Raw genomic sequence first — 21,678 nt, forward strand, 5'->3', positions numbered from 1 at the left:
CTCCTATTTTTTAAAATAATTAATTGCGTTTTCAAATATTTTTTGTTCTTCTATATCGTAAATATTTTTGTATAAATCTGAATCTAATCTTTCAACATGTCCCATTCTTCCTAAAATTTTACCATCTTTTGATAAAATTCCTTCTATATTATAATCAGACCCGTTTGGATTTGTATCATATACAGAAAATATTTGTCCATTTTCTAGTAAGTCCTTGTATTTTTCTTCATTTACAATAAACCTACCCTCTCCATGTGATATTGGTATTTTATATATTTTATCTAAATCTAGTCCTCTTGTCCATGGGCTTTTATTATTTAATATTTTTGTATCGACAAAAGTTGAAATATGCCTATCATTTGTGTTGTAGGTCAATGATGGATCATCTTCTTCGATTTCTTTAATTTTTCCATAAGGAAGTAGGCCTGTTTTTATTAAAGTTTGGAAGCCATTACAAATTCCAATTATTAATCCATCATTTTTATCGAGCATATATTCAATAGCATCTTTTATTTTTTCATTTCTTATAATATTTGCCAAAAACTTACCGGACCCATCTGGCTCATCTGCCATAGAAAATCCTCCAGGTATGGCAAAAATTTGTGAAGATTTAATAGATTTGGCTAAATTTTCTATAGATTCTTCTATGGATTCTTTATCTAAATTTTTAAATAAATTAATCTTAACTTCTGCTCCATATTTTTCAAATACTTTTCTTGTATCCCATTCGCAATTTGTTCCTGTCACAGCAAGAATTGAAACTTTCACCTTCTCTACTGGCTTTTTAGATTTTAAAGAAACTTCCATTTCTTTTTGGTCAATTTTTTCATAAGGAATTTCTTCTTTTGGTGTGAATATTTGATCTAATTCATTTAAATATGATTTTTCTAATTTTTCTGTATCTAATTTTTCTCCATTTACAATTAAATGATCAGAAAATTCTCCAATTTTTTCAACAAAATCTAAATCTTCAACATATTCAACTACAAAAGATCCAAACATTGGATTATATAAATTATCAAAATCTAGAGTGAAGTTAGAATTTCCAAGAGCTTGTTCATAAATATTTGCCAAAATTCCCTTATTATCAAGAGCAATCGTTGAAATTATTTTTCCCTCTCTCATAGCCTTTATTAATTTTTCCAATAAGTTTTTGTAATGATCTAAATCGAGTGTAAAATCATCTTTGCATTTTGCTCTAACAAGTCCGATTTTTCCTTTTCCTTTTAAATCATTAGACTTTATATTTTCAATATCTTCTGTTGTTGTTGCAAATGAAATTAAAGTTGGAGGAACTTTTAAATCTTCAAAATTACCGCTCATTGAATCTTTTCCACCAATTGGAGGCATTTTGAAAAAGTTTGTTACTTCAAAGGCTCCCAAAAGAGATTTTAATGGTTTGGACCAAGCTTTGCTATTGTCCATTTTTTCATAAAATTCTTGGAATGATAATCTTATTTTTTCTAAATCACTACCAACAGAAACAAGTTTGGCAATTGATTCAATAACTGCGTAATATCCACCTAAATATTGACTTTTTTCTGAAATAAATGGATCAAATCCATAACTCATAATAGAAGCTGTTTTTGAAACTCCATCAAGTACAGGAATTCTTGCAACCATAGCTTGAGATGGATTTACTTGTTTTTTACCTCCAAGTGGTTGTAAAACTGTATTTTGTCCTATTGTAGAATCAAATATTTCTATTAGATTTCTTTGACTTATAACATTTAAATCTTTTATTTTCTCATAAAAATATTTTGGATCAGATGATTTTTCTGTTAAATATTTTGGAACATCTTCACTTACAAATTCGACTTTTGCCTTTCTGTCTGCTCCATTTGTATTTATGAAATCATAGGAAATATCTGCAATTTTTTTGTCATCATAGAACATTCTCATCCTATTTGTGTCAGTTACTTTTCCAACTAAGGATGCCTCTACATTTTCTTCTCTACAATATTTTTCAAATTCTTCTCTATCATCTTTGTCAATTAAAACTGCCATTCTTTCTTGAGATTCTGAGATTGCAATTTCTGATGGTTTTAGTCCTGCATATTTTAACTTAACTTTTAAAAGATCTATATCAATCCCATCATATAATTCTCCAATGGCAACTGAAACTCCACCTGCTCCAAAATCATTACATTTTTTTATTAATTTTGAAACTTCGCTTCTTCTAAATAATCTTTGAAGTTTTCTTTCTTCTGGAGCATTTCCTTTTTGAACTTGGGCTGATTCAGTTTTTATTGAAGTAATTTTATGAGATTTTGATGAGCCTGTTGCTCCACCAATTCCATCTCTTCCTGTTCTTCCACCAATTAATAAAACTATATCACCAGCTTTTGGGCTAAGCCTTTTTACATTTTCTTTTGGAGCTGCAGCTATAACTGCCCCACATTCCATTCTTTTTGCCTTGTAGCCTTCGTGGAAAATTTCTTTTACAAATCCTGTAGAAAGACCAATTTGGTTTCCATAAGAAGAATATCCTTTTGCAGCAAGCTTTGAAATTTTTCTTTGGGCAAGTTTTCCTTCCATTGTCTTATCTACATCTTCTAAAATATTTCCAGCACCTGTTATTCTCATAGCTTGGTAGACATAACTTCTTCCAGAAAGTGGATCTCTAATTGCCCCGCCAAGACAGGTTGATGCTCCACCAAAAGGCTCTATTTCTGTTGGGTGGTTGTGGGTTTCATTTTTAAACATCAAAAGATAATCTTCAAGACTTTCTTTTCCATCCTTTTCTACCCTAACTTTTACATAAACTGAGCAGGCATTTATTTCACTTGATACTTCCAAATCATCAAATTCATTTCTGCTTCTCATATATTTTGAAAGAATTGTACCAAAACTCATAAGATTTATAGGCTTTTTAATATTAAGTTCATCTCTCATTTTTAAATACTTATCAAAAGAATTTTTTATAGCCTCATCAAGAGATGTTTTTACCTTTATATCTATATCAAGATTTGTATTAAAGGTTGTATGCCTACAATGGTCTGACCAGTAAGTATCTAAAATTTTTATTTCTGTTTCGTTTGGATCTCTATTTTCTTTTTTAAAATAATCTCTAACCATTTTTAAATCATTATTATCCATGGCAAGATCATGATCTTTTACAAAATCAGAAATTTCCCCATCAGAATAATCTATAAATCCATCATAAACTTCATTTTCAAGATTTTTTTCTCTTTTTATATCCAAGCTTTCTGGCATTTCTTTTAAGTTTATTTTGTGACTATCTACTGGATTTATCAAATAATTTTCAATTTTTTTAAGATCATTTTCATTTAACTTTGAAAATTCATAAACTGTTGCAGTTTTACAGTCTGTTTTTTCATCTAAAATTAAATTTAAGGTATCAATAACCCCTTGTCTTCTTTGGTCAAATTGGCCTGGAAGATATTCTACTGCAAGGGCAGATTCAAAAGAATCTTCAAGATTTTTTGCCTCATTATTTGCATAAACATAGTCAAGATTTCTTTCGGATAAGACATTGTTAATTGCCTTATCCAAATTTTTATCGCTTATTTCAAGGTCGTATCTGTTGTAAATATTTAATTTTTCTAATTTTACTTTTAAAAGATTTTCTATTTCTTTTTTAACTTCTTTGGACTTGTAATCGAACCTGTCTTTTTTTCTCACATAAACTCTTTTAACTGAATTTGTCATTTACTTATCCTTAATGTCTGAAATGTCTGTTGTTGGTAAATACCATGGACATTTTGTACTCATTACATTTGTCAATTGAATCTTTATCTCTAATTGATCCGCCTGGTTGAATAATTGATTTTACTCCAATTTTGTGCGCAAATTCTACACAATCATCGAATGGGAAAAAGGCATCTGATGACATAATTGAATCAGTAAAGTCTACATCTGGGTGGTTATTTTTGATTGATTCTAGGGCCCAAATTCTTGAAGTTTGTCCACAGCCAACTCCCAAAGTTTTTCCATCTTTTACAATTACAATTGCATTTGATTTGGTATATTTTACAACTGACATTGCAAATTTTAAATCGTCAATATCTTTTTTTTCTGGTTTAACCTCAGTTACTACTTCAAAATCATCTTCTTTTGTATCCCTATCTTGGACTAAAACTTTTCCTTCCAAATATTTTACATCCTCTTTTACAAAATCTTTTGAAAGGTCGACTTTTATTAGACGAATATTTTTCTTTTTAGATAAAATTTCCAAAGCTTCTTTTGTAAAGTCATTTGCTGCAACAATTTCAAGGAAAATTTCACTCATCATACCTGCAGTTTTTTCATCAACAACTCCATTTAAGGCAACAATTCCACCAAAAATTGATAAAGAATCAGCTTCGTAAGCTTTTTTGTAAGCATCAAAAGCATTTTCTCCAATAGCAGCCCCACAAGGTGATTGGTGTTTTAAAGCAACACAAGAATTTTCACCAAGTTCTTTGGCTAGTTCCAAGGCAACATTTAAGTCATTGTAATTATTAAAACTCATTGCCTTTCCGTGAAGAATTTCTATATCTTTTAAAAGTCCTTTTGCATAAGTATCCTCATATAAACTTGCACTTTGACTTGGATTTTCTCCATATCTTAATTCTTCAATTTTTCTTAGACCATAAGTTTTATATTCGCTATCTTTTTGAGTTAAATCTTTGAAAAATCTTGATATAACACTATCATAATAAGCTGTAAGAGAATAAGCCTTCATTGCTAAATATCTTCTATATTCTAAATCAAGATCATTTTTTTCTAATTTATCTAAAAATTCTTCATAATCACTTGGATCAGTCAAAACTATGCAATCTTTATGATTTTTTGCAGCAGATCTAATCAAAGTTGGTCCACCAATATCAATATTTTCGATAATATTGTCAATATCATTACTCTTTAAGGACTCTTCAAACTTATATAAGTTTACAACAACTATATCAATATCTTTGATATTATTTTCTTCCACAGTCTTTTTGTGATTTTCGTCATCTCTTTTATAAAGAATTCCACCGTGAACATATGGTGATAAAGTTTTTACCCTACCATCCAAAATTTCTGGAAAATTTGTTATTTCCTCAATTTCTTTTACATCCACTCCACTTTCTTTAATTTTTTTGTATGTACCACCAGTAGATACAATTTCAACACCTAATTCACTCAATCTTTTAGCAAGTTTTTCTACATCCTTTTTTTCAGTAACAGATATTAAAGCTCTCATTAATCCCTCCTATAAGCTTTTAGTCTAAATTTAAAGACAAGAAAAGGGAAGCTAATAAAATTAGCTTCCCTGACAAAACATTACTACATTAATAGACAAATTTGGGCATAAAAATCTAGAGAAAGATCTTAGTCTTTCAATTTTTTTCATAGATAAAATTGTATTTGAAAATTTTCTTATTTTAAAAATAAATCTCATCATTAATTCCCCCAACTTGAATGTAAAATAATCATACCATAGTTTTTTTGAAAATTAAAGATATATCTTATATTTTTAAAAAATTTAGTAAATTTTTGCAAAAAATAGGACTTAAATCCTATTTTATCTAATCATTCCATTAGGAAGAGTAACTATTTCTGTCCTATCTTTTGGAAATTTTTTATTATTTTTTAAAGAGGCAAAAGTTAAAATATCCTTATTGTATTTTTTTCTTATGTTATAAATTGCCTTATCCAAATTTTCTTTTTTCACAATTTCTTTATAATCTGAAAAAATATCTGTCTGAGTAGGAATTTTATCATCTACAAGATTTATCGCCCTAAGCCCCAAGGCTCTTATTGGAAAATTCCACTTATATTTTTTCTTAAAAAGATCTATGGCTTTTTCTGCAAGAATTATCGAAGATTGAGTTGGATTACTTATTGGTGATTGAAATTCATATGAAAGTAAATTATTATCCCTAATAAAAATTTTTATTCCCATGGAAGAAAGATTTGCTTCTCTCAATCTTTTAGAAACATTTAAAGATAAAATTTGAAAAATATTATACACTTCTTCATTTGTGTATAAATCTTCAACAAGAGTTGATGAATTTCCTATAGTTTTTATCACTTCCCTATAAGAATAATCTTTAACTGGTCTATCATCAAAACCATTTGCATATTGCCACAAATAAAGTCCATTAATTCCCAAAATTCCCTTGACTGTTTTAACATCACTTTTTGCAAGCTCTCTCAAAGTATAAATTCCTATTCCATTTAATTTTTTCTTTGTAGCATTTCCAATTCCAATTATTGAAGAAATATCTAAAGGCCAAATTATTTTTTTAAAATTTTCTCTTTTTATTACACTTGTTGCATCTGGCTTTTTTAAATCTGATCCAAGTTTTGCAAAAACTTTGTTAAAAGAAACTCCAACACTTACAGTAATTCCCAATTCATTTTTCATTCTTTTTCTAATTTCATTTGCAATTTCTTCTCCACTTCCAAAAAGTTTTAAACTTTCACTCACATCAAGCCAACATTCATCAAGACCAAAAGGCTCGACCCTATTTGTATAAGAATAATAAATTTTTCTGGCCTTTCTTGAAAATTCTAAATATTTTTCATAATGAGGAGGGACTAAGATTAAATTTGGACATTTTATTTTTGCCTGCCAAATTGCCTCTCCTGTTTTTACTCCCATAATTTTTGCCTCTTGACTTTTTGCAAGAATTATCCCGTGCCTATTTTTTGGATCTCCACAGACTGCCATTGCCTTATTTTTTAATTTTGGATTTAATTTTGCCTCGATTGATGCATAACAAGAATTCATGTCTGAATGTAGAATTGTCCTTAACATTTTTCCTCCTTGAACTTAAATGACTAATAATGTATAATTATGACATTAAATGACTTAATTAAATTTTAAGACGCTTAATGTCTTTTGTCAAGACTTTAAACGACTATAAGTCTCTAAGTGTCTTTTTACAAAGGAGAGAATATGAGTTTTGGAACTAAGTTAAGACAACTTCGTGAAGATAAAAATTTAACTCAAGAAGAATTAGCAAAACTTGTTGGAGTTTCTTTAAAAACAATTTCTAGATATGAAATGGGTGAATCTAAACCAAGATATAGAAAAGTTTATGATAAACTTGCAGAAATTTTAGATACTAGCCATGATTACCTTGTAACTGATGAGGATAATTTTATTCTTGATGCTAGAGAAAAATATGGTTATAAGGGAGCAAGAGATGCTAAAGAAATGGTTGATGGTGTAATTGGCCTTATGGCTGGTGGAGAAATAGATGAAAAAGATAAAAAAGCAATCCTAGATTCTATCCAAGAGGCCTATTATATAGCAAAAAGTAAAAATAAGAAATATAATCCCAACAAAGATTAGGTGAATTATGTCTTTTTTGTACGATCAAATTTATGAAGATGTAAAAAAATTAATTAAAAAATATGACAGCAGAGATCCTAAGGAAATTTTAATTCAAAGAGGGGTAAATATAATTGCCTTTAAGGAGAATACAAGACTTTTGGGAATGTATAAAATTATTAAAAGGAATTCTTTTGTTTTTTATAATCCCTTTGTAGATAAAAGAATTCAAAATATGGTTTTTGCCCACGAATTAGGCCATGATATTTATCATAGAGAGATGGCAAAAAATGAAAATCTAATTGAATATGAACTCTTTGATATAAACAGTGAAATGGAATTGTGCGCAAATATTTTTGCAGCCCACCTTCTTTTAGATGAAAAACAATTACTAATGGACATAAAAGAAGGCTATACTTACAACCAACTTGCATCAATTTATAATGTAAATGTAAATCTTATGATTTTTAAATTAAATGAGATGCATAGGATGGGAATAAATATTAGAAAAGAAGAGGCTGATTCAAGATTTTTTAGAGATATTAACGGTAAGGATATGAGAAACCATGACATATATTGATGAAATTATAAATAATCCAGTAAAACTTTCCCATTATATTATAGAAAATAGGACAAAAAATAATATAAAAGCCTGTGATATGACAGCAGGAAATGGCTATGATTCAAAATTTATATTGGATAAAAAAAATCCAGAAATTTTGTATGCCTTTGATATCCAAGTTTTGGCAAAAAATAATACCATAAAACTTATTGGAAGTCGAAGCAATTTAAAATTTATTCTCGATAATCATAAGAACATAGATAAATATATAAATGAAAAAATAGACCTTTTTGTTTATAATCTTGGTTTTCTACCAAAAGGCGATAAATCCATAACTACAGATTATAAATCAGTCATAGAATCTTTAAAATCTTCTTTAAAACTTTTAAACAAAAACGGTCTTATTTTAATAACTTTTTATCCTGGTCATGATAAAGGAAAAGAAGAGTCCAAATATATTGGTGAATTTTTAAAAAGTTTAAATCAAAAATTATTTCAAGTTATTAAATATGATTTTTTCAATCAAATAAACAATCCTCCCTACCTAGTTTCTATAAGAAAGCTATAAAAGATTTTTTTTATTTGTTATAATTAGAAAAGGAAAGGATATTAAATGAAAAAACGAAGATTTTTTACTTTTGCTATAATTTCAATTTTACTTATTCTTGCTTTTTTAAATTTTACAAGCCCAAAAAATGCAAATAAAATTGATCTACCTAGTCTTGAAGATAAAAAAATAGAAAATTTATCCAAAGACCAGTATGTAGAAGATTTTGAGTTTGCATATAATACTTTGGAAACTTATTATCCATATTTTGATATAAACAAGAAAGTTAATAACGTTGATTGGCTAGCAAAAAAAGATTATTACAAAAAATACATTGAAGATTCAAAAAATGATGTAGATTTTGGATTGAGGATGAATAAAATTTTATATGAACTTAATAACGACCACACTCATTTAATTGATCAAAATCAATCTGTATATATGTATATAAATTATTACAAACTCCCAGAAAATGATTGGCGTCATGATATTAGTAAAATTTATGAAAAAGAAAATGTAAGAAGAAGATATAAATTAGATAACAAAAAAATTGATAATTATCTGGAATACAACCAATATGAAATCATGTCAAAAATAAATCCCAAAAATGTCTTGGTTGGAAATGCTAAAGATGGATTTTCGAATGAAAATAATTTAAATGGTGAAAATATTAGCACTCAAAAAATCAACAAGGATATTGCTTATTTAAAAATAAATTCAATGCTTAATTATGATTATTCATCAAAAGACCATAAAAAAATCAAGTCTTACCTTAAAAAAATCAAAAATAAAAAAGCTTTAATAATTGATATTAGAGGTAATACTGGTGGCGACTCTAGATATTGGCAAGATTTTCTATTACCAAGCATTATTGATAAGCCATATTCAACTAAATATTATTCCTTTATTAAAAAAGGAGATTTAAATAAAAAAGTTATCAGTCAAGAAAAATACAATGAAGGAGTCAGTGGATTTTTAAATGAAAGCAATTTTTCAAATGAAACTAAGGAAATTCTTTCAAAATTTGATTATTATACAAACTATCCTATTTTAGTAAATCCTAGTGAAGATTCTATAAAATTTAAGGGAAATATTTATCTACTAATAGACTCAACTGTATATTCTTCTGCTGAAATGCTTGCATCTTTTTGTAAAGAAACAAAACTTGCAACTTTAGTTGGAAGTCAAAGTAAGGGAGATGGAATAGGGACAGATCCTTTACAAATTGATCTTCCAAATTCAGGATATGTATTAAGATTTCCAAAAGAAATTGGACTTACAGAGTCAGGTTATATAAATGAAATTGAAAAAACAAATCCTGATATAAGTATTGACTCAAATAGATATGATGAAATAAAAGAACAACCAATAATACAAAAAATAATTGAAATGGAAGGCTAAGGCCTTCTATTTGCTTATATAAAAATAACAAGTATAATTTTTTGGTTGAAAGTTATTTAAAATTAAGGAGTAGTTATGAGTCTTTTTTCAATTTTGATACTAGCAATAGGACTTAGCATGGATGCTTTTGCCGCTAGCATTTGCCAAGGTCTTCAAATAAAAGAAACCTCAATCAAAGATACCCTTAGTATTGGTCTTTGTTTTGGAATTTTTCAAGGAATAATGCCAATAATCGGATATTTTCTTGCTTCAAGTTTTGCAAATTCAATAAAAGCAATTGATCATTGGGTTGCTTTTATTTTATTATTTATAATTGGTTTCCAAATGATAAGAGAAAATTAGTCATGGTCTAAGTTTTAAATCTTTACTTTCTCTTGGAATTGCAACAAGTATTGATGCAATGGCAGTTGGAGTATCATTCGCATTTTTAAATGTAAATATTTTTTCATCAAGTTTAATAATAGGATTTGCAACCTTTCTTCTTTCATCAATAGCCTTTAAAATCGGAAACAAATTAGGAATGAGAAGTAAACAAATTTCCGAGCTTATTGGAGGAATAATTTTAATTTTACTAGGAACTAAAATATTAATTGAACACTTATTTTTACAATAATTTTTTTAAAAATAAAGAACTTCCTTTTTATGGAAGTTCTTTTTATTTATATTTAAATTTCAAAAACAGGAAGTTTTTCTAGATATATTATATCATCTCTATTTGCTGCATCCCCTTCAGCAAGAATTGCAAGTTTTTGTACAACTTCTCCTCCTGCTTTTTCTACTAAACTTTCTAGAGCATTCATAGATTCTCCAGTTGATATTACATCATCAACTAAAGCTATTTTCTTATCCTTTATTTTTTCTACATCTATTGAGTCCAAAAATAATTTTTGAGTATTTTTTGTTGTTATAGAATTTACTTCTACATTTATTGGATCATTCATATATGCTTTTTCAGATTTTCTAGCTACTACAAATGATTTTTCTCCTATATTTTTTGCAATTTCATGAGCAAGGGAAATTCCCTTTGCTTCTGCTGTTAGAATTATATCAGCATCTACTTTTTTGCTAAGCTCTTTTCCTGCTTTTTCTGCAAGTTCTGCATCTCCTAACAATACAAAAGATGCAATTTTTAAATTATCCGAAATTTGTATTATTGGTAAATCTCTTTCAAGTCCACATACTTTTAATTTGTAATAATTCATCAAAACTCCTATAATATTATAAATTTAAGTATTACTCCCGCTACAAGTCCCATAAATGGATCGCTTGCTGCTGTTGTTGCCATAGCTATCCCTGCAACTAATATTGTATCACCACCAGCTGCAAAAGCAAGATTAGCATTTGTTGGAACAGTTACAAGAGCTCCAAGTACAAATAAAAATCCATGGATTGATTCACCTGGTACAAATTTTCCAAGTTTTGGTAATAGTCCCATAAACATAATTACACCCAAAATAACCATCATTAATATTCCAGAATTTACAGGATTATCACTAGCTCCTGTTGCAGATATTATAGCCTCAACTGGTGCCCCACCAAAAAGAGAAGAAACCGAATCAGCAAGACCAGAATAAATTGTTAGATGGTCAATATTTGCTGTTAAATTTCCATCTCCAAGAGATGCTGTAATATTTCCAAAAGCAATATTTGCACCAATTGTAAGACAAGCTAAAGATAGAGCTCCTCTTATTACTTTTTTATTTAAGATAGGTTTTTTTATAGATAGTTTTCTTTCTTCTTTTTTTATATCTTTTCCTATTTCCATTTTCATAATATTTGCATAAATAGAAGAAATCACTACAGAAATTATAATTGTATAAACAAGATTTCTACCAGAAACAAAATAAGTTATCAAAGCACTTATAATTGAAATTAAACTTACCATTCTTGTTTCAAGTTTTAAGCCATCAACAGCAATTTTTGCAAGAATTAGGCCAACTCCTGCCATCATTCCATTTAATACATAAACTCCTGCCAAATCAACAATAAAATTAAGACTTCCAGTAATACCAAGAATTGACATAATAATTCCTGCCCAAAATACTACTGATAGCCTTTCAGAAATATTTTCTCCATAAGATCCTGCAAGTGCTATAGTTTCTGCTTGCATAGAAATTGGAATTGGTGAATGTAAAAGCGTACAAGCGATTACTCCTACTGCAAATCCTAAAGCAGTAGGAAAAGCAGAAAAACCAACAGAAAGCGCCAACAAAGCTTGAGGAATTCCATTAATTACTACCCCCAAAGCTGCCATAACGTCATTAAAAGTCATAAGACCTCCTATAATAATTATTTTCAAAAATACGAATTTAATTATACCATATTTTATAAATAAAAAAAGGCAGATAAAGATCTGCCTTAAACTTACATTTTTTCAACTTCAGGATAATCTACACCCTTTGTATCAACAGTAACTTTTTTTATTTTAATTTCTTCTAATGGTTTATCATTAAAATCTGTTTTTACATTTGCAATTTTATCAATTTCTTCAATTCCTTCAATTATTTTTCCAAAACCTGCATATTCCCCATCAAGATGTGGACTTTTTTTATGCATAATGAAAAATTGACTTCCTGCAGAATCTGGCATAAATGATCTCGCCATTGATAATACACCCTTGTCATGAGCTAAATTATTTTCAAAACCATTTGATGAAAATTCTCCCTTTATAGAATATCCAGGGCCGCCCATTCCACTTCCTTCTGGATCTCCTCCTTGAATCATAAAATCTTTTATAACTCTGTGGAAAATAATTCCATCATAAAAATTATTTTTTATCAATGAAATAAAATTATTTACTGTATTTGGTGCAATTTCTGGATATAATTCAGCCTTAAATATTGCCCCATTTTCCATTTCAAATGTAACAATTGGATTTTCCATTTATATCTCCTTTTTAATAATTTATTTTTAGAATTTTAAACTCATATTTTATTATACTATTATACTTAATTTTACATATAATTATTTAACTTTTTTATTTATTGTATAAAATAAAGTTAAAGCAGAAAAAATTAATGATGACCCTCTGGAGTAAGATAAATATTTTTCTTCCCAAAAACTAGCATACTTATCTTTATAAGTTTTTAATCCCTCAAACGAATAAAAATGATCGCCTAATTTAAATATCATGTACACTATTTTTTCTTGCAAAAATGAATGTCTCATAACTCCAACATTATAAAGTGGAGCCATACCTAGATCAAAATACTTCACTCCATTTTCTTTTAAATAAGAAAAAATATTAATAAATAAATAATCCATAAGACCATCAATATTATCATCATAACGCATCAAATCAACTGTTGCCCAATTTTTATAATATATTGGACAAAGATTTGCAAATGCTATAATTTTACCATCGGGATTTTTTACAAGACCTATATCGCCAGTATTTAGATAATCTCTATCAAAAAATCCTAGTGAAAATCCCTTTTCTTTTCCTTCGTCTAACCATGAATTTGAAACTTCCTGCAATCTTTTAATAGTTTTTCCATCAAAAGGCTTCTTTATAACTTCAAACTTATAACCTTCTCTGTCAATTTTGTTAATAGTTTTTCTGAGATTTTTCTTTTTCTTTCCATCTAAATTAAATTCTTCCAAATTAACATTGGCACTTTCTCCAAATTTCATAAAATTAAAACCATACTCATGAACTTTCATAGTTATCTCTTTATTAATTTCATAAAATACAATATTATAGCCTAAATTGTCTGCATTATTAATAAACTCATCTAAAAGCTCATCAAAATAATTTTCATTTCCAATAGGATCACCCATAACTATTACCTTATCAGAAACTGTTCTAATTTGAAGACATGCCAAATCTTTATTATCTTTTCTTAGCCAAAATAGATTCTTATCATCCAAAAATGCCAAAAATGCTTCCTTAGAACCACCTTGACTTTTAAGTAAGCTCATATATCTATCATAGTCAAATTTTTCTCCTACTTTTACTTTTGATCCTTGTAAAAATCTTACCAAAAGATAGGATAATAAATAAATAATAGAAATAGTAACAATTATAGATATAAAATTATATTCGAAAGGAATTATAATAAAGTCATTAGCCTCATCAATATTTACATCAATAATTGATCCGAATTTTAAAATCTTACCTACATAAACAATAAGCATAAAATTCGCCAAAATTAAATCTATAAACTTATCTTCACTTGCATAAATAAATTGTTTTGTATAAAGTTCATCTCTTGTAATGAGATTTATCACAAACATAATTACAATATATATAAGAGTAGATAAACTATATCCTGTTGTATAAGTATATAAAAATACAAGTGTTAAAATAATAAAATTTAAAATAAAAGACTTCTTTTGTCTTGATATATAAGCTCTTGCCATAATTATAAAAATAAAACCAAACAAAAGAGATGGAAATTGATAAATTGCAGATGCTCTTACAGGGTTTAACTTTGTAAGAATACCTCCTCCATAAGCCTTATCTGGTAAAGTAGCTGCTAAAATCATAAAAAGACCAAAAATATACATCAAAAAAGTATTTATTACAAGGATAATATTTTTAAATACTTTTTTAATAAAATCTGCATCTTTAAATTGAAAAGCTTTAGAAAAGTTTTTACTAAAAAATACAAAAGCCAAGAAAAATGGAACTATATAATACGAAAGTCTATAAAGTAGAATCCAAGCAAGGGCTAATTCCTGATTAATACCTTGACTTTTTAGTGCAAATAAAATTATCAAATCAAATGAACCAATAGCACCTGGAATCATAGAAATATATCCAACAATATTTGCAGCAACAACCAAAGTTGAAAGGCTAATCAAATCAAATTTTATTCCCATCAAGTAGCCTATAACTACAAAAGCACTCATTACTCCAAACCATTCAGCAATTGAAATAAATAGTAGTTTAAGTTGATTTTTCTTCTCAAATTTTATTTTTCCAATAAAAGATAGTATTAGAACAATAGGGAGATACAAACTTGCTCCTACAAGTAAAAATTTATAATTTTCTAATATAGGATTTTCATGAAAGCTAAAAGATAAAAGCGATAAAATAGAAAAAAATGACAAACCACAAGGTAAAAATACCAACAGTTCTATAATTTTTTTCACAAGTTTACTAGCTTCATGACCCCTACCATAAAAAGTTGTCCTAAGACCAATAGAAATAAATCCACCAAGTCCCAATAAGTCATTAAAATTATTTATACAAAATCCTGTTTCTGCTATGTATTTTTTATCATAATCATTACCAAGTTCTTTATTTAATACAAAATCATATAAACTAGCAGGAATATTTGCAAAAATACCATAAATCACCATGAGAATTATTGTAAACAAAGATAAGTTTTTAAAAATAAATTTTATATCTTCAACTTTAATATCTTTTGATATTTTTTTAAATTGGATAATTACCAGTATTAAAACAGATACCAGAAAAATTTTCTTAAATATTTCTTTAAAATTATATAATTTTTCTTTCATCTCACTTCCTTATAATAATCAAATTAAAAATTTAAAATATATTTTAAAAAAAGACGGGTTAAACCCGCCTTTTAAATTTTATTTTATTTCAAATTTAAGCTAATTAAGCTATTACTTTAGAAACAACTCCTGAAGCAACTGTTCTTCCACCTTCTCTTACTGCGAATCTTAATCCTTCTTCAAGAGCGATTGGTTTTTGTAATTTGATTTTGAATGTTGCGTTGTCTCCTGGCATTACCATTTCTGTTCCTTCTTCTAGTTGGATATCTCCTGTTACGTCTGTTGTTCTGAAGAAGAATTGTGGTCTATAGCCTGAGAAGAATGGTGTATGACGTCCACCTTCTTCTTTTGTTAGTACGTATACTTGTCCTTCAAATTCTGTGTGTGGGTGTACTGAACCTGGTTCTGCTATTACTTGTCCTCTTTGGATTTCGTTTCTTTGTACTCCTCTTAGTAGTAATGCACAGTTGTCTCCTGATTCTGTTACTTCTAGTGATTTGTGGAACATTTCGATTCCTGTTACTACTACTTCTCTTGTTTTTTCTGTTAGTCCTACTATTTCTACTGTAGATCCAAGTTTTAGTGTTCCTCTTTCTACTCTTCCTGTTGCTACTGTTCCTCTTCCTGAGATTGTCATTACGTCTTCTACTGGCATTAGGAATGGTTGGTCGTTATCTCTTTCTGGAATATCGAAGTATTCGTCTACTTGTTCCATTAAGTCTAAGATTTTGTCTGACCATTCGCCTTCTCCACCTTCTTGTAGTGATTTTAATGCTGATCCTACTACTACTGGTGCTTCATCTCCATCGAATTCGTATTCTGATAGTAAGTCTCTTACTTCCATTTCTACTAATTCGATTAGTTCTGGATCATCTACTTGGTCTTCTTTGTTTAGGAATACTGCGATTTTTGGTACTCCTACTTGTCTAGCTAAAAGAATGTGTTCTCTTGTTTGTGGCATTGGACCATCAGCTGCACTTACTACTAGGATTGCTCCATCCATTTGTGCTGCTCCTGTGATCATGTTTTTAACGTAGTCAGCGTGGCCTGGGGCATCGATGTGTGCGTAGTGTCTTTTTTCTGTTTCATATTCTACTACTGATGTATTGATTGTGATTCCTCTTTCTCTTTCTTCTGGAGCTTTATCAATTTTATCGTAGTCTATGAATTCACCTGTTCCATATTTTTTGTTTAATGCTTGGGTGATTGCTGCTGTTGTTGTTGTTTTACCGTGGTCAACGTGTCCGATTGTACCAATATTAATATGTGGTTTACTTCTTTCAAATGTTTCTTTACTCATGTCATCCTCCTAATTATTTATTTAAAACTTCTTCTTTTACACTTTCAGGTACTTGAGCGTAATGATCAAATTGCATTGAATATGTTGCTCTACCTTGAGTTTTACTTCTTAGATCTGTTGCATATCCAAACATTTCTGAAAGTGGAATGAATGCATCTAATATATGAATTCCATCTTTTGGGTTCATTCCATCAATTTTTCCTCTTCTTGATGAAACATCTCCCATTACATCTCCTAGATATTCATCTGGTGTTGTAATTTCTACTTTTTCCATTGGCTCAAGTAATACTGGTTTTGCTTTTGCTACAGCATTTTTAAGAGCCATAGATCCTGCTACGTGGAAGGCAACTTCTGATGAGTCAACTTCGTGGTATGAACCATCGAATACTTCTACGTGCAAGTCAACCATTGGATATCCACCAAGTATACCTTGAGTAGCTGCTTCTCTAACACCTTCTTCAACTGGTTTAATGTATTCTTTTGGAATTGCTCCACCAACGATTTTGGATTCGAATGTAATTCCTGCTCCTTCTTCGCCAGGCATAATTCTAAGAACAACATCACCGTATTGACCAGAACCACCAGATTGTCTTACAAACTTACCTTGTGCTTCTGCAGGTTGTGTTATAGATTCTCTATAAGCTACTTGTGGGTTACCAATGTTAGCTTCTACTTTGAATTCACGGAGTAATCTATCAACGATAATTTCAAGGTGTAGTTCTCCCATTCCTGAAATTATTGTTTGTCCTGTTTCTTCATCTGTTTTTGTAACAAATGTTGGATCTTCTTCTGCAAGTTTTTGAAGACCTAGAGCCATTTTATCTTGACTTGCTCTTGTTTTTGGTTCAATAGCAACAGATATAACTGGATCTGGGAATTCCATGTTTTCAAGAATGATTGGATCATCTTGAACGCAGAGTGAGTCTCCTGTAGTTGTATTTTTTAGTCCAAGAAGAGCTACTATATCGCCACAATAACCTGTTTCGATTTCTTCTTGTTTGTTTGAGTGCATTTGTAGGATTCTTCCTACTCTTTCTCTTTTACCCTTTGTAGCATTGTAAATGTATGAACCTGATTCGATTGTTCCTGAATAGATTCTTGCATAAATTAACTTACCTACATATGGGTCTGTTACTACTTTAAATGCTAGGGCAGAAAGTGGCTCTTTATCTCCAGCTTTTCTTTCAAGTACTTTTTCTTCATCTTTAGGATCTGTTCCTTGAACTGCTGGTATATCAAGTGGACTTGGCATGTAATCAACTATTGCATCAAGTAACGCTTGAACACCTTTGTTTTTATAAGCTGATCCACAAAGACATGGGAATATTTTCTTTTCAATAGTTCCCTTTCTTATAGCAGTTTTTATTTCATCTACGGAAACTTCTTCACCTTCAAGATATTTCATCATGATTGTGTCATCAATTTCTGATAGTTCTTCTAAAAGATTTGTTCTAAATTCTTCTGCTTTTTCTTTTAAGTTTTCTGGAATTTCGCCTTTAATTGGGTGAGCGCCTAAGTCTTCTGTTTTGTATGTTACAGATTCCATTGTTACTAGGTCAACTACACCTTCAAATTCAGATTCAGCTCCTATAGGAATTTCTATAGGTACTGCATTAGCTTTTAATTTTTCTTTTATTGTATCTACAGACATATAGAAATCAGCGCCTGTAGCATCCATTTTATTTATGAAACAAAATCTTGGAATGTCATATTTATCAGCTTGTCTCCAAACTGTTTCAGATTGTGGTTCTACACCACTTTTAGCATCAAATAGTGCAACAGCTCCATCAAGAACTCTTAGAGATCTTTCAACTTCTACTGTAAAGTCAACGTGGCCTGGTGTATCTATGATGTTTATTCTATGACCATCCCAGTAACATGTTGTTGCAGCAGATCCGATTGTAATTCCACGTTCCTTTTCTTGGTCCATAGAATCCATTACTGCTGTACCATCATGAGTATCACCTATTTTGTAAATCTTACCGGTATAATATAACATTCTTTCTGTTACTGTTGTTTTACCTGCATCGATATGTGCCATGATACCTATATTTCTGGTTTCTTTTAATGAGACATCTCTTGACATTGATCCCCCTAATATCTATAGTGTGCGAAAGCTTTGTTTGCTTCAGCAGCTCTGTGCATTTCTTCTTTACGTTTAACGCTGGCACCAGCATTGTTTGATGCATCTAAAATTTCTTTAGATAATCTTTCTACCATAGTTTTTTCTCCACGTGCTCTTGAGAAATTTACTAACCATCTTAAACCTAAAGTTTGTCTTCTTTCTGGTCTAACTTCCATAGGTACTTGGTAGTTAGCTCCACCGATTCTTCTTGCTTTAACTTCAAGTGTTGGCATAATATTTTCTAAAGCTTGGTAGAATACTTCTAATGGATCGTTACCTGAAGTTTCTCCAACTATTTCGAAAGCATCATAAACTATTTTTGTAGCAACACCTTTTTTACCGTCTAGCATAACATTGTTGATAAGCTTTGTTACAACTCTATCGTTATACTTAGCATCAGGCATTACCTCTCTTTTTGGTATATGTCCTTTTCTTGACACTTTGCTTCCCTCCTTTACCAATTTAGTAATATCTTTAGTACTCGACCATAAGGCCTTAAACGACCTTAAAGCCGTTCGTGTGCACATATACTTTATATTAATTAGTACATTATGCACTACATCTAAATACTACTAATTTTCTTTTTTAGCTCCGTATTTAGATCTACCTTGTTTTCTTCCTTCTACTCCTGCTGTATCAAGAGTACCTCTTATAATATGGTATCTAACACCTGGAAGGTCTTTTACTCTTCCTCCTCTTATAAGTACAACAGAGTGTTCTTGAAGATTGTGTCCGATTCCTGGTATATAAGAAAGAACTTCTGCACCATTTGTTAGTCTAACTCTGGCAACTTTTCTCAAAGCTGAGTTAGGTTTTTTAGGTGTTACTGTTCTTACTGAAGTACAAACTCCACGTTTTTGTGGTGATTGTGATTTAGTTTGTCTTCTTTTAAGTGTATTGAAGTTGTAACCTAAAGCTGGTGTAGCTGACTTTTCGTTTATTGTCTTTCTACCTTTTCTAACAAGTTGATTAATTGTAGGCATAATGCACCTCCTTTTTTTCTAAATTTTAATCATCTTAAAAATTGGCATTACGCCAATCCTTATTTATTCTACTATTGATTAAATGTCTTGTCAACTTATCTTATCTTATTTTCAATAATTAATAGATTTTTTTAATTTTTGGTTTTCATTTATTTTTTTCTTTTGTTAGAGATTAAGATTATTTAAAATATAGATATATATGACAATAAATTATTTAATGTTTTAAAAAACGAATGTATTATGAGAATTGTTACTTAGTCTGACTATAAAGCTCATTTAACTAATACTTGGAATTTTTTTAAAGTTAAAGATTATAAAATTTAATACTTAAATCAGATATGAAAAAGGCTGAAGAAAATATTAAAGTAAATGCATTATTCTTATTACATTAGCTAGTAAAAAAATAGAAGTTTTTATATATTATTAAGGAACCTGTTCTAATATTTTCGGCCAAGCTAAGTTTATAACTGAAGTAAATGAATTAATAATGTTCATTTTTCGATAAGCTTTTAATAAAAATTATATATATCAAACAAAAAATATAATTTTAGGCAAGGTTTAGACCTTGCCTTTATTTTTACTTTTATAATTTAAATATTTTAATACCAAAAAATCTATTATTACATAGTATTGACTAACTGGTCTTATGGATGTGCTTTCTTTATATCTATATACTTCATGAGATACAAAGGATAGATTGTAGTCTGATATTTGAGATAATTTGTTGTTTGAAAGTTTTGTTATCGATACTAAATTTATTCTCTTTCTTATTTTTTTTATAAATTCTAGTAATATTGTATTTTCACCTGAAAATGATATAGCTATCACTATATCATCTCTTTTGATATTTTTATTTAATAATTCTAAATCATTTTTTATATCTAGAGTGTATGCGATAACACCTATATTTAGGAAATTTCTTTTTAGCTCTTCTGCCAAATTTTTTTGAATATACCCTGTATATATTAAATATATTTTATTCGTATTATATAAGCTTTCAAATAAGCCATCTAAATTTAATCCTTTTATCATGTTCATAGATAATGATATATCGTTATAAGTATAGTCTATTTCATTCTCATCAAAATCAACTATTTTTTCTCTTTCCCATTTTATTAGATATTTTAATTCTGAATATCCATCAAGACCTATTCTATTAGCAAAGTTTACTATGGATGATTGACTAAAGTTCGATTTTTCTGAAAATTCTTTTAAAGTTTTTTCTACAAAATCAGTTTTTTCCTGCATTATATATGAATATAAGTTTATATCATTTTTGTCTAATTTATTATAATTATCTCTTATTAAATCATTTATTTTCATTTTTAATCCTAAATTCTTGATATTTTATAAAGAAATTTTCTATTTCTTCTAATTTTTTTGCAATTGAATTTATTTTATTTTTCTCTAATTTTTTTATATGTATAGTATAATCTGATAAAAATGATTTGGAATACGAGTCTGTTATTAGGATTTTTTTAGTATTTAAGTTTGATATTAAACTTAATAATTCTAAGCTGTCCGGATCTTCTGATAAGTCAATTATAAATATTGTTGAATCTTTTAGTGAATTTTTGTTGAAGGTACTAATTTCATCCCTTCCTTGAAATGTTTCTGATAGTTTACCTAAATCTTTTAGATAGGATTTTATAGAATTTTTTATTATATCTTCAAAGTCTCCATTTCCATAAATAAAAATATTATTAGATTTGTCTAATTTTTCCAATATTTCATTTATATTTTCATCATTTTCTTCTGTTTTTTCATCTTCCCTTTTTACTTCATTTTGGTTTAAATAATATTTAAATTCACTATAACCATCAAAACCAATTTTTTGGGTAAATCTTAATATACTAGTTCTTGATGTAAGACATTTTTTTGCAAGTTCGTTTATAGATAAATCTAGTTTTTCATTCTTTTCATCTATTAGAAAATCTGCTATAGCGAGGTCTGTCTGAGTAAATTTTTCTTTATTCTTCTTAATTATTTCTTCTAACTTCAATTTTATCTCCTAAATAAATATT

At 28.8% G+C, this 21,678-nt stretch carries 17 protein-coding genes and 1 pseudogene; 5 read left to right on the forward strand and 13 right to left on the reverse strand.

The window, feature by feature from the left end; all coding sequences use genetic code 11:
- Nucleotides 1-3 precede the first annotated feature (3 nt).
- The 3 genes from ASHG_RS04810 to dinB all read right to left on the reverse strand — a co-directional run bounded on the left by ASHG_RS04810 (nt 4) and on the right by dinB (nt 6,748).
- Nucleotides 4-3,672, reverse strand: a complete 3,669-nt coding sequence (locus tag ASHG_RS04810) for a phosphoribosylformylglycinamidine synthase (RefSeq protein ID WP_040397878.1) — start codon at nt 3,670-3,672, stop codon at nt 4-6.
- A 10-nt stretch (nt 3,673-3,682) separates the two neighbouring features.
- Nucleotides 3,683-5,188 carry a bifunctional phosphoribosylaminoimidazolecarboxamide formyltransferase/IMP cyclohydrolase gene (gene purH, locus ASHG_RS04815; RefSeq protein ID WP_040397879.1) on the reverse strand — a complete coding sequence of 502 codons (1,506 nt, stop codon included), beginning with the start codon at nt 5,186-5,188 and terminating at the stop codon, nt 3,683-3,685.
- A gap of 321 nt (nt 5,189-5,509) precedes the next feature.
- Nucleotides 5,510-6,748, reverse strand: a complete 1,239-nt coding sequence (gene dinB, locus ASHG_RS04820; protein WP_040397880.1) for a DNA polymerase IV — start codon at nt 6,746-6,748, stop codon at nt 5,510-5,512.
- A 141-nt stretch (nt 6,749-6,889) separates the two neighbouring features.
- Between dinB and ASHG_RS04825 the strand changes: the two genes are divergently transcribed.
- From ASHG_RS04825 to ASHG_RS04845, 5 genes and pseudogenes are all read left to right on the forward strand, one after another.
- A complete protein-coding gene (locus ASHG_RS04825) occupies nt 6,890-7,288 on the forward strand; it encodes a helix-turn-helix domain-containing protein (RefSeq protein WP_040397881.1) in 399 nt (132 codons plus the stop codon).
- A gap of 7 nt (nt 7,289-7,295) precedes the next feature.
- Nucleotides 7,296-7,847: an ImmA/IrrE family metallo-endopeptidase gene (locus ASHG_RS04830; protein ID WP_040397882.1), complete on the forward strand. Its 552-nt coding sequence runs from the start codon at nt 7,296-7,298 to the stop codon at nt 7,845-7,847.
- Nucleotides 7,834-8,397 carry a tRNA 5-(aminomethyl)-2-thiouridylate-methyltransferase MnmM gene (gene mnmM / locus ASHG_RS04835; RefSeq protein WP_040397884.1) on the forward strand — a complete coding sequence of 188 codons (564 nt, stop codon included), beginning with the start codon at nt 7,834-7,836 and terminating at the stop codon, nt 8,395-8,397. The genes ASHG_RS04830 and mnmM overlap by 14 nt, the downstream gene beginning before the upstream one ends.
- A 45-nt stretch (nt 8,398-8,442) precedes the next feature.
- Nucleotides 8,443-9,777: a S41 family peptidase gene (locus tag ASHG_RS04840; RefSeq protein ID WP_040397885.1), complete on the forward strand. Its 1,335-nt coding sequence runs from the start codon at nt 8,443-8,445 to the stop codon at nt 9,775-9,777.
- Between the two features lie 75 nt (nt 9,778-9,852).
- A pseudogene (locus ASHG_RS04845) lies at nt 9,853-10,390 on the forward strand (manganese efflux pump MntP).
- A gap of 52 nt (nt 10,391-10,442) precedes the next feature.
- Here ASHG_RS04845 and ASHG_RS04850 read toward each other — a convergent pair.
- From ASHG_RS04850 to ASHG_RS04895, 10 genes are all read right to left on the reverse strand, one after another.
- The gene (locus ASHG_RS04850; protein ID WP_040397886.1) at nt 10,443-10,979 is read right to left on the reverse strand and encodes a phosphoribosyltransferase family protein; all 537 of its coding nucleotides are present in this window, start codon (nt 10,977-10,979) and stop codon (nt 10,443-10,445) included.
- An 8-nt stretch (nt 10,980-10,987) separates the two neighbouring features.
- The gene (locus tag ASHG_RS04855) at nt 10,988-12,049 is read right to left on the reverse strand and encodes a guanine permease (protein WP_040397887.1); all 1,062 of its coding nucleotides are present in this window, start codon (nt 12,047-12,049) and stop codon (nt 10,988-10,990) included.
- A gap of 92 nt (nt 12,050-12,141) precedes the next feature.
- Nucleotides 12,142-12,660 carry a peptidylprolyl isomerase gene (locus ASHG_RS04860; protein WP_040397888.1) on the reverse strand — a complete coding sequence of 173 codons (519 nt, stop codon included), beginning with the start codon at nt 12,658-12,660 and terminating at the stop codon, nt 12,142-12,144.
- A gap of 81 nt (nt 12,661-12,741) precedes the next feature.
- Entirely contained in the window at nt 12,742-15,246 is a 2,505-nt protein-coding gene (gene mprF / locus ASHG_RS04865) for a bifunctional lysylphosphatidylglycerol flippase/synthetase MprF (RefSeq protein WP_040397889.1), read from the reverse strand.
- 103 nt (nt 15,247-15,349) lie between these two features.
- On the reverse strand, nt 15,350-16,546 hold the full coding sequence (gene tuf, locus ASHG_RS04870; protein WP_040397890.1) for an elongation factor Tu: 1,197 nt from the start codon (nt 16,544-16,546) through the stop codon (nt 15,350-15,352).
- 13 nt (nt 16,547-16,559) lie between these two features.
- Nucleotides 16,560-18,632, reverse strand: a complete 2,073-nt coding sequence (fusA, locus tag ASHG_RS04875; RefSeq protein ID WP_040397892.1) for an elongation factor G — start codon at nt 18,630-18,632, stop codon at nt 16,560-16,562.
- Between the two features lie 8 nt (nt 18,633-18,640).
- A complete protein-coding gene (rpsG, locus tag ASHG_RS04880; RefSeq protein ID WP_004818603.1) occupies nt 18,641-19,111 on the reverse strand; it encodes a 30S ribosomal protein S7 in 471 nt (156 codons plus the stop codon).
- 132 nt (nt 19,112-19,243) lie between these two features.
- The gene (rpsL, locus tag ASHG_RS04885) at nt 19,244-19,654 is read right to left on the reverse strand and encodes a 30S ribosomal protein S12 (protein WP_040397893.1); all 411 of its coding nucleotides are present in this window, start codon (nt 19,652-19,654) and stop codon (nt 19,244-19,246) included.
- Nucleotides 19,655-20,212: 558 nt separating this feature from the next.
- Nucleotides 20,213-20,977: a MurR/RpiR family transcriptional regulator gene (locus ASHG_RS04890; RefSeq protein ID WP_040397894.1), complete on the reverse strand. Its 765-nt coding sequence runs from the start codon at nt 20,975-20,977 to the stop codon at nt 20,213-20,215.
- On the reverse strand, nt 20,964-21,656 hold the full coding sequence (locus ASHG_RS04895) for a MurR/RpiR family transcriptional regulator (protein WP_051145885.1): 693 nt from the start codon (nt 21,654-21,656) through the stop codon (nt 20,964-20,966). Before ASHG_RS04895 ends, ASHG_RS04890 begins: the two co-directional genes overlap by 14 nt.
- Nucleotides 21,657-21,678 lie beyond the last annotated feature (22 nt).

Source organism: Anaerococcus senegalensis JC48, from assembly GCF_000321005.1.
In the GTDB taxonomy this organism is placed as follows: domain Bacteria; phylum Bacillota; class Clostridia; order Tissierellales; family Peptoniphilaceae; genus Anaerococcus; species Anaerococcus senegalensis.

What these genes read in the sequence shown, in the direction of transcription:
- ASHG_RS04810 (WP_040397878.1), bottom strand. Translation starts at nt 3,672, where the DNA reads ATGACAAATTCAGTTAAAAGAGTTTATGTGAGAAAAAAAGACAGGTTC.
- purH (WP_040397879.1), bottom strand. Translation starts at nt 5,188, where the DNA reads ATGAGAGCTTTAATATCTGTTACTGAAAAAAAGGATGTAGAAAAACTT.
- dinB (WP_040397880.1), bottom strand. Translation starts at nt 6,748, where the DNA reads ATGTTAAGGACAATTCTACATTCAGACATGAATTCTTGTTATGCATCA.
- ASHG_RS04825 (WP_040397881.1), top strand. Translation starts at nt 6,890, where the DNA reads ATGAGTTTTGGAACTAAGTTAAGACAACTTCGTGAAGATAAAAATTTA.
- ASHG_RS04830 (WP_040397882.1), top strand. Translation starts at nt 7,296, where the DNA reads ATGTCTTTTTTGTACGATCAAATTTATGAAGATGTAAAAAAATTAATT.
- mnmM (WP_040397884.1), top strand. Translation starts at nt 7,834, where the DNA reads ATGACATATATTGATGAAATTATAAATAATCCAGTAAAACTTTCCCAT.
- ASHG_RS04840 (WP_040397885.1), top strand. Translation starts at nt 8,443, where the DNA reads ATGAAAAAACGAAGATTTTTTACTTTTGCTATAATTTCAATTTTACTT.
- ASHG_RS04850 (WP_040397886.1), bottom strand. Translation starts at nt 10,979, where the DNA reads ATGAATTATTACAAATTAAAAGTATGTGGACTTGAAAGAGATTTACCA.
- ASHG_RS04855 (WP_040397887.1), bottom strand. Translation starts at nt 12,049, where the DNA reads ATGACTTTTAATGACGTTATGGCAGCTTTGGGGGTAGTAATTAATGGA.
- ASHG_RS04860 (WP_040397888.1), bottom strand. Translation starts at nt 12,660, where the DNA reads ATGGAAAATCCAATTGTTACATTTGAAATGGAAAATGGGGCAATATTT.
- mprF (WP_040397889.1), bottom strand. Translation starts at nt 15,246, where the DNA reads ATGAAAGAAAAATTATATAATTTTAAAGAAATATTTAAGAAAATTTTT.
- tuf (WP_040397890.1), bottom strand. Translation starts at nt 16,546, where the DNA reads ATGAGTAAAGAAACATTTGAAAGAAGTAAACCACATATTAATATTGGT.
- fusA (WP_040397892.1), bottom strand. Translation starts at nt 18,632, where the DNA reads ATGTCAAGAGATGTCTCATTAAAAGAAACCAGAAATATAGGTATCATG.
- rpsL (WP_040397893.1), bottom strand. Translation starts at nt 19,654, where the DNA reads ATGCCTACAATTAATCAACTTGTTAGAAAAGGTAGAAAGACAATAAAC.
- ASHG_RS04890 (WP_040397894.1), bottom strand. Translation starts at nt 20,977, where the DNA reads ATGAAAATAAATGATTTAATAAGAGATAATTATAATAAATTAGACAAA.